Source organism: uncultured Gimesia sp. (assembly GCF_937910335.1).
In the GTDB taxonomy this organism is placed as follows: domain Bacteria; phylum Planctomycetota; class Planctomycetia; order Planctomycetales; family Planctomycetaceae; genus Gimesia.
This window is the reverse complement of record NZ_CALEMX010000580.1, coordinates 1-9,037: the sequence shown is the minus strand read 5'-3', so window position 1 is coordinate 9,037 and position 9,037 is coordinate 1. Positions and strand designations below refer to the sequence as shown.

Sequence of the window (9,037 nt, the reverse complement as noted above, 5' to 3'; positions counted from 1 at the left end):
ATGGCGCAAATTACGTGCCAAAGCGAGGGAAGTCATCTGGGAAATGCGGGATCAAGGTTCTATCACTGTTCTTTATTGATAAGGTGGCTAACTATCGTTTTTACGACGAAGAGGGCAATCCTCAAAAAGGAAAACTCGCGCAGTGGTTCGAAGCAGCATTTGCGGAAGTCTCTCAAAAATCATTCTACAAAGGGTTGTTGCCGTTTTCTGCTGAAGAAGTACATGATGGCTATTTTTCGGTAGATAAGAAGAAAGGCAAGGTTGTCGGACTCAAAGATTCTTCAGGCACAACAAAAGCAGATGAAGAAACCTATGAACTGATTATGAGAGACAAAGAAAGGCTGCTCTCTGCTGAGGAGCCTTTGCGGTTTATTTTCAGTCACTCTGCACTGCGTGAAGGCTGGGACAACCCGAATGTCTTTCAGATTTGTACGTTACGGGAAATGGGGACAGATCGGGAACGACGGCAGACACTTGGTCGGGGGCTTCGTTTGCCGGTGAATCAGGAAGGGGATCGCGTCTTTGATGACAACATCAACCGTCTGACAGTCATAGCCAGCGAATCGTTTGAAGAGTACGCCCGTGGTTTGCAGGCAGATATTGAAAAAGACCTGGGTGAAGGATTCAAGTTCGGACGTATCGAGAAAATCGCATTCGCTCCCATCATAGACCCTGTGAGTGACGAAGTGATTGGTCAGGAACAGTCCGAGAAAATCTGGAAATCTCTTGTGGAGAACGGATATCTCGATAGTGCGGGTGACATTACAGAGAAATTCACGCCGGAGAAAGACAGTTTTCAAATGGAACTGCCTGAAGAGCTGGAAGCCTTACACCCCGTGATTGTTGACGAGATGAAGCGATACATCTTCAAGAACAGGATCGTCAATGCACGAGAACGAAAAACACTCACCTATAACAAGCGTATCGAGTTGAATGAAGACTTCAATCAATTGTGGGATAAGATTAACAAGAAGACACGCTACTCACTTGAGTTTAAGACAGAGACGTTGATTGCCAAATCGGTCGAGAAAATCAAAAAGATGGAGAAGATCGAGCCGGTTCATCTTCTGATTGATAAAACAGAAGTTGATATCAGCGAAGCAGGCGTTGAAGGTGGGAAAGTTCTCGACAGCAAAACTCAATCGACAACGACGGTTCGGTTCCTCCCCGATATTCTGGCGTTTCTACAAAGAGAAACTGAACTGACACGCGGTACGCTGGTTGAGATTCTTCATCAATCGGGACGACTTGATGAATTTAAAATCAATCCACAAGCATTCATGACAGAGGTTGCCAAGCTTCTGACTCGCACGCTCAATGAAATGATCGTGGACGGCATCAAATATGAAAAAATGACGGGCCAGGAATACGAGATGCGGTTATTTGAAGAGAAAGAAATCGAGGAATACCTTTCAAGACTGTACGAAGTTCAAAGCAATGATGATCGTACACCCTACGACTACATTCCCTTCGATTCAGAGATTGAACGCGACGTGGCAGAAAAACTGGACGGCAATGAAAATGTGAAATTCTTCTGCAAACTGCCGAACTGGTTCAAAGTCGCAACGCCCGTAGGAGACTACAACCCTGACTGGGCAGTCGTGTTAGAACAGGATTGCAAACTGTATCTGGTACGCGAAACAAAAAGCACCCACGACCGGGATAAATTACGCGAACAGGAAAAACGAAAGATCGAATGTGGCCAAGCTCACTTCGATTGCATCGGTGTCGATTACAAAGTAGCGACCAATATTCATGAGGTTCTAGGGACTGAATAGTTACTGCCCAATGAACCATCCTTGAATTAGATCAAGCCAAAAATAGCTCAGAGGGAGAATTTTGCTCAGTGAGAATATCGCGAATACAAATCAGCAATTTCAGGAATTTCAACGCAGTAGATATCAAGCTTGGCGAAAATGCCGTCATTGTTGGTGAAAACAAAATCGGCAAATCCAACATCCTGTATGCGTTGCGACTGATTCTCGACCCATCCCTTCCGGATTCCGATAGGAAACTCCGCGATGAGGATTTCTGGGACGGCTTAACTCGACCGCTTGGGGAAGAAGACTTGATCCGTATATCTGTGGATCTCGCAGACTTTGAGGACAATGAGAACCAACTGGCGGTGTTGGCGGAACACCTCATCGAGCCAGAACCAATGATTTCCCGTCTGACCTACGAATGGCGACCACTACCAGGATTGGAAGGTGATCCCAAAAAAGATTCTGATTATGAATTTGTGATCTACGGTGGTGATCGAACAGAAAACTTTGTCAGTTATCAGGTGCGTCAGCGATTGCCGATGGATCTTTTTCCCGCAATGAGAGATTGCGAAGGCGACCTGATGCGCTGGACGCGATCACCATTGCGACCTTTGCTTGATCAAGTCGCGGGAGAAGTCGAAGCGGAGACTCTTGAAAAACTAGCGGATAAAGTAAATGTCTCAACTGCAGAACTTACTGAAATAAAGGAGGTTAAAGCGGTTGCTGATGCTATTGAAAAGAAGCTCGTGGATATGATGGGCAAAGGCCAGTCGCTCCAAACCGCATTGCGTTTTACCCCCACCGAAGCAGATAAACTGATTCGTGCCTTGCGTGTTTACATTGATAATGGAAAACGTGGAATCAACGACGCAAGTCTTGGCTCAGCTAATCTATTGTATTTTGCGTTGAAAGCACTAGAGTATGAACAGATGGTAGCTGATGGAGATAGAGACCATACGTTCTGGGCTATTGAAGAACCAGAGGCTCATCTACACCCAATTCTACAACGGTTGATTTTTAGAAATTACCTCAGACCTCGTGGGTTCGGCCAGCGTAAAACTATTAAGACATCATCTACTGTTTTGATGACAACACACTCACCCCATATCGCCAGCGTAACGCCTTTAAATGACATCGTGCTGCTAAAACAAAATAAGAATGGCAGTGCGACTGAAGCGGTATCAACTGCGGGAATATCGCTTGATACTAATGATTTGGCTGACCTTGAGCGGTATTTAGATGTGAATCGAGGGGAAGTATTGTTTGCCAAAGGAGTAATTCTTGTCGAAGGCGATGCGGAGCGTTTCTTGCTGCCAGTACTTGCCAAGAATAACGGCTATGATCTAGACGAACTGGGAATAGCAGTTTGCTCAATTTCAGGAACGAACTTCTATCCATATTTGACGCTTCTCGGCCCCAATGGACTCGATTTACCATTCACTGCATTGACCGATTTTGATCCACGTAAGCCCAAGGACGGGAAAGACCGGGACCCTTTGGGGCCAAATCGAGTTGTCAATGAAATGGTTCGTGCGTTGATTGAAACAAGCACATGGGATGACAATGAGTTTGAAGATTTACTGAATATGGCACCTGAGCTGGGTGTTTTTATGAATTCTCATACGTTTGAGATCGATTTATTTATTACGGGCTTATCCAGCCAGTTTTTGGAGGCAATGGAGACGACATCATCAAATGGAAAAGCCAAAGAACGAATAAAGGAACTGGCTAAGACACCAGATTTATTACAACAACCCTTTGAAGAATCTACACAGAGATTTCTTAAAGATATAGATGACGTTGGCAAAGGCCGTTTTGCCCAACGCCTTGCGAGTATTCTCGAAGTCGCTGGAGAAAAAAACTGTCCTGAGTACATCTTGAAGGGGGTGAAATATGTCGCTGAGAAAAGCCAGCTTGCATAAGCCGTCTTACATACTCAAAGCTAAAGATCTTCGTAACAATGAGGGACAGTGGGCAGCATATAATTCCACTGGACATTGTGTGTTGCTGGCTGGGCCGGGAAGTGGCAAAACTAAGACATTGACTATCAAAATGGCTCGGATGCTAACTGAGGATGTTAAGGTTCCGAGAGGTATCGCCTGCATAACTTATAATAATCAGTGCGCCAGAGAACTTAAGCGTCGTCTAAAAACACTTGGCGTTGACGATGGGAACCGAGCGTCAATAGGCACGCTACATGGATTTTGTCTGAAACATATTGTTCTTCCCTATGCCCAATTGGCGAAGCTTCCTAAAACGTATCCGATTTCTATCGCATCAACAGTTGAAACAAACTCAATTCAAAAAGAAGCATTAGGGAAAACCATCGGTATTGAAAACCGCTGGGATATTCGTTTTGATGCATATCGTCGAACAATTTTGGATAGAGAATCAGGAGAGTGGCGAACAAAGGACGAAGATGCTGCAAAAGTTATCGAAGCCTATGAAGGAATACTTGATGAGAAAGGCTTGATCGATTTTGATGGTATGGTTTTAATCGGCCTTCATCTCGTCAAGAAACACGAGTGGGTGCGAAAATCGCTCACTGCTCGATTTCCCATCCTGGTAGTAGATGAGTATCAAGATTTGGGACATCCACTAGATCAGCTTGTCCAATGTCTTTGTTTTCAGGGTGGCATGCGATTGTTGGCGGTTGGCGATCCAGATCAATCCATTTATGGATTCACTGGGGCGGAACCAGCTCTGTTGCGGAAACTCTCAGCCCGTGGTGATGTTGAGCCTGTTGAACTCAAGCTGAATTACCGTTGTGGCAAAAAGATCATTCAAGCGTCAAAGGCTGCCTTGGCGGAAAGTCGTGATTTCGAATCCGGTCATGAAGATGCTGGAATAGTTTACTTTAAAGAATGCTCTGGCGGTCTTGTTGATCAGGTAAAGTATGTTTGCGACACAATTGTCCCAGAAGCTCTACTACGTCGGAAAGGTCGGGGGCTGGGCGATGTGGCTATTTTATATCTCGATAAGAACGATGGAAATATCATCGCGGAAGCTGTTTCCCAGAAAGACTGGCAGTTTGTGCGAATTGATGGGAACAATCCTTACCAGCCATCACCTGTCACCTATTGGCTTGAAGATTGCGCCGCTTGGTGCGCAGGAGCCTGGAAGGATGGGAATGTCAGGCTATCCGAACTGATTAGCAGATGGCTGGCTTTTAATGAACGCCTTGATTCATCTCTACAACATAGGCACGCCCGAACCCAACTGGTCAGTTTCCTCTTCAAGCATCGTACACCTGACATGAAACTTTGTGATTGGCTATCTAAATTATTAAAGCATGGCCTACAAGAAACCATAGATTCTGAACCACGTTTGCGGGATGACAAAGATAAAGTTGAGAATCTTCTCAAAGTCAGCTCAGCAAATGGAAAACTAGATACAATCACAGTCGCCTTCTTTGGTGGTCAAGGCGGTTCACCAGACCACCTTACATTAACAACACTGCATTCAGCCAAAGGGCTGGAATATGATGTGGTAATTATAGTCGGATTAGAACAGGGGCGAATCCCCTGGAATAACGATTCGGAAGACACACTGAGAGAAAAACGACGACTTTTTTATGTGGGACTGACTCGTGCCCGCCATGAAGTACATCTGCTTTACTCTGGGTGGTGCAAAAATCAATACGGTAGAAGATTTAATAACGGCCGTTCACAATTTGTTGATGAAGTCGAAAAATCACTGATAGATGAATAAAGCATCAAGCCAAAACGCAAGTTCGATGGGCGAACAGTCTGATATTAGATTAAGGATTGAAGAGTATGATAACAGCATCGTTTTCATAACTCGCTAGTTGGTTACTGTGTTGACAGATATATGAACTCATGGTGTTTTATTATGGTGTTCTACAATGATCCCATGTTATGATTCTGCCAGACGTATACTTCGCATAACTAGTTTTATGCGAAGCATGATCTACCCCCTCAACCTCTGTCCGATGAACATCACACCACAGGCCAAAATAGTATTCTGTCAACGAATGATTTGACCATTCGTAAGAATGATGGTGGCATTGCTCCGGTGTTCGGTGGTAGCATTGACTTACCTGCCGATTTGTTACGATGCAAGATTGTGGAAGTCAAGCAGGCATGGCTACTCAAGAGTCGGTCGCATCATACGCGGGATGCCTATGACCGGGACCTTGCACAGTTCATGCAATTTTATGGTGTCGATCCGACCCATCTTGAGCAGCTTCTTTCCGTCCGTCCGATGCACGTTGCCAAGTGGATCGATGTATTGATGCAGGATGGATGCACCAACAGCACCATTGCCCGCAAAGTGTCTGCTGTCCGTTCCCTCTTTTCCTATCTGAAGACGTACGGCTACACGGGGGCAAACCCTGCACACTCCCATTTCGTGAGTGCCCCACCCGTCCCCAAGGATGGCATCACACCAGAGCTTGATCCGCATCGATGCAGAGAACTGCTTGATGCTCCCGATGACTCCCCCGCTGGCTATCGAGATGCAGCGATGTTCGCCTCGCTGGCTTTTGGTGCCATTCGTGTTGGAGAACTGGTACGCCTGAAGGTCAAGGACTACCGGGAAACTGGAGTGCATCGTGTGTACGATGTCTATGGAAAAGGCGGTAAGCATCGTCGCATTCCCCTTAATCCTGAAACAGGCGAAAAACTGGAAGCTTATCTCAATATTGTCGGTCTTCGAGAGCACCCCAATACTCCCCTCTTCCGTCCGACCAGAACAGCCCGTGGCCGAGGTCGTGATGGTTGGGATGATAAGCATCTCACCACCAGGGCAGTGCAGAACTTACTTGAAAAATACAGCAAGCAGTTGGGCTTTCCCCGTGGTATCTCCGTCCACTCCTTGCGGGTAACGGCTTTGAGTCAAGCCAGACGGCAAGGCTTTGACATCATCGACTTGCAAGCGTTTGCAGGCCATGCCACAGCAGAAGTGACGCAACGGTATATAAGGAGTGAAAAGCGAATGGCTGAAAGTCCAGCGTATGCGATTCGGTATGACTGAGTCAGCATGTCTCGATATACTATTTATCCATTTCCTTCATATCACGCATCTGCTCGTCTACCCAATTCCTCATTTCCGTATCGAATCGTTTCAGTTTATCTGTCGCATAATTATTAAACGCAACCGATTGCTGTAAAACATCCAGCTTTCCCCATTCTTCTGAACTTCGATTTGCTGGCGGTATTGACTGTATAGTAAGCAATTGTCTGTTTGCCTCTGCGGCCTTCTTCTCATATTCCGTCGTCAAGTTCTCAACCTTCTCTAGCATCCTCACTGTGACCTTAATATCGTCTGCCGAACGCCCGTTCAACCGCATATTTCCCACAACACCATACATTTGCTCTCTTATGCTGGTTTGAAGAGCATCCAGATTCTTCAGTTCTGTGTTCTTGCGATCTGCTGTTATGACCACATCTTCTTCGTTGTCCCCTTGTCGAATTCTAATGTACCCTTGGAACTCAGGCGCAAGTGTAATCTTTATATATCCTGGCACGCCTTTTGGGATCTCTTCATTACCTGGCAGTATGCGCTTTATTGACTTTACAACTCCAGGGTAACTGTGTGAGAATGTTTGCGGGCCATATTCGATCCAATTTCCATTTGTTCCGGTGGCTTCATAAAACAAGGGTTTGAATGGATCGGCAGCAACGTCAATGACCCGATCACTCACCTTCATCGTGAAGTGACCGGTTGAGTCCTGTATGACTTTATGAAGTAAATCCACTTCCGCTCTCTTGGCGAGCCACAGCATTCCAAACACGATTGCTGCAATGGACAATACAATTGTCGCGGTGACGTGCGGTCTTCGATACCGCCATGCTAGTGAGCGTTGCTGTTCACGGATTTCTAATAGCTGATGAGTGTAGAGAGCGGGAAGTTCGGGCTGTGCCGTATTCTCCAAAATATATGCAAGATGCTTTAGCTCAATCAGCACCGCTGGGTTCGATGGGGGCGATTCATCCACTGCATTTCGGAGAAGTGTCAAAGCTTCTGCCTTCACTTGTTTCTGTTGAGATTCTGGTTCAACAATTGATGCGTCTGTAGACCCTGTGTGTGTCCCTACTGATTCCTCAACGACAGTGCTCACACTTGTTGGTGCTGTTGGTAGTGTAGCGATGAACTGTTCCCACTCCGCATGCTCCTCACCACCTGGAATCTTTTCCCAAGCGATGTCTTCCATATGCTGTGCCCGTTCCACGATCTTCGCTGCCGCTTCTTCGAGGCTAGAACACTGTGCAATGGCTTCTTGTAATTTCGTACTCATCTCTCTTGCCACTTCTCAGGAAGTTGAAAATACACAACTGCACATATCGTCAACCATGCTTGGCTGATATCGACGAGATGTGGAACTGTTTCGATAGTTGGTTCGTGGATAAACTGGTGAGCCGCTTGTAGCAATCCTGGCCCGATACGGTTGATTGTTTTCCAATCAGGATTAGCAGGTTCCGTTGCGACGACCCACTCGTTTGACGACAAGAGAACGCGAAGATACTGATAGATTTCTTCATCTATCGGTCGAATAATCGGCTGCCGAATGATCTTGCGAATGAAGGTCATCGCACGGACGTATCCGGCGGCAACACGTTCCGAACTAGACGGAAACAGAATGTCGGGATTGTGGTAGTGGGCGACCAATTCTTGGTATTTCGCAAAACCGGATTTGCCCTGTTTTGCATAGCCCGCAGTGGAGCGAATAAGCCCCGTTTCTTCTGCTATCTCATCGACCGTTTTATGAGCAAGCAATCGCTGAAGATACGATTCACACTGCTCCTTTAGTTTGTCTTCCGTTGTCTTCAAGAACAACGGCGCAATCTCATCGCTCCGATTACCAAGTTTGTCGGTGATGTCTGCGACTGCGTCAAACAGTGCGTCACACGGTGTTGTCGCTTTCACCGTGCTCCCTTCTCCATTGTTCATTCTTCTCGTTTATCGATTCGATTAACTCTTCCCACTTCAGATATTCTTCGCCACGCGGCCCAAAAGCTTTCCAGTCAATTTCACACTCCCCCGTCTCCAAGGCTCGTGCCTTGATTTGTACAGCACGAAACCAACGTGAGACTTTAGACACATCCGATTCTGGGTCTTCAAGCATCCGTGCCACTTTCTGCCGAACAGGATCGGTCAGGTTGTCGTGTATATAGTCATTCCACAACCCCACCATCGGATTATATAGCCCCTCGTTTCGTCCCGTGTCGTATTCACAGAACTGCTCGTAGAGGCTCTTTTCCTCCTCTGGCCCTTGGTGATCAACGTCGTTTTTGATCGCAAATTGTTGGAAA

Annotated in this window: 6 protein-coding genes and 1 pseudogene; 4 read left to right on the top strand and 3 right to left on the bottom strand. The window is 46.3% G+C overall.

Going from position 1 to position 9,037, the window contains the following annotated elements:
- From Q0668_RS23720 to Q0668_RS23705, 4 genes and pseudogenes are all read left to right on the top strand, one after another.
- Positions 1-1,778: pseudogene (locus Q0668_RS23720) on the top strand (type III restriction endonuclease); the annotation flags it as partial.
- Positions 1,779-1,846: 68 nt separating this feature from the next.
- Entirely contained in the window at positions 1,847-3,685 is a 1,839-nt protein-coding gene (locus Q0668_RS23715; protein WP_298869025.1) for an AAA family ATPase, read from the top strand.
- Positions 3,657-5,474, top strand: coding sequence for an ATP-dependent helicase (locus tag Q0668_RS23710; RefSeq protein ID WP_298869024.1), 1,818 nt, complete (start codon positions 3,657-3,659; stop codon positions 5,472-5,474). Before Q0668_RS23715 ends, Q0668_RS23710 begins: the two co-directional genes overlap by 29 nt.
- 288 nt (positions 5,475-5,762) lie before the next feature.
- Positions 5,763-6,758: a tyrosine-type recombinase/integrase gene (locus Q0668_RS23705; RefSeq protein ID WP_298869023.1), complete on the top strand. Its 996-nt coding sequence runs from the start codon at positions 5,763-5,765 to the stop codon at positions 6,756-6,758.
- Between the two features lie 19 nt (positions 6,759-6,777).
- Here the strand turns inward: Q0668_RS23705 and Q0668_RS23700 are convergent, their stop codons facing one another.
- From Q0668_RS23700 to Q0668_RS23690, 3 genes are all read right to left on the bottom strand, one after another.
- Positions 6,778-8,022, bottom strand: a complete 1,245-nt coding sequence (locus Q0668_RS23700) for a hypothetical protein (RefSeq protein WP_298869022.1) — start codon at positions 8,020-8,022, stop codon at positions 6,778-6,780.
- Positions 8,019-8,651 carry a hypothetical protein gene (locus Q0668_RS23695; protein ID WP_298869021.1) on the bottom strand — a complete coding sequence of 211 codons (633 nt, stop codon included), beginning with the start codon at positions 8,649-8,651 and terminating at the stop codon, positions 8,019-8,021. Before Q0668_RS23695 ends, Q0668_RS23700 begins: the two co-directional genes overlap by 4 nt.
- Positions 8,629-9,037, bottom strand: a 409-nt coding sequence (locus Q0668_RS23690; RefSeq protein WP_298869020.1) for a hypothetical protein, incomplete at its 5' end; no start/stop codon positions are given. The genes Q0668_RS23690 and Q0668_RS23695, both read right to left, overlap by 23 nt.

Coding starts and splice junctions, on each gene's coding strand:
- Q0668_RS23710 (WP_298869024.1), top strand. CDS start 3,657: ATGTCGCTGAGAAAAGCCAGCTTGCATAAGCCGTCTTACATACTCAAA.
- Q0668_RS23700 (WP_298869022.1), bottom strand. CDS start 8,022: ATGAGTACGAAATTACAAGAAGCCATTGCACAGTGTTCTAGCCTCGAA.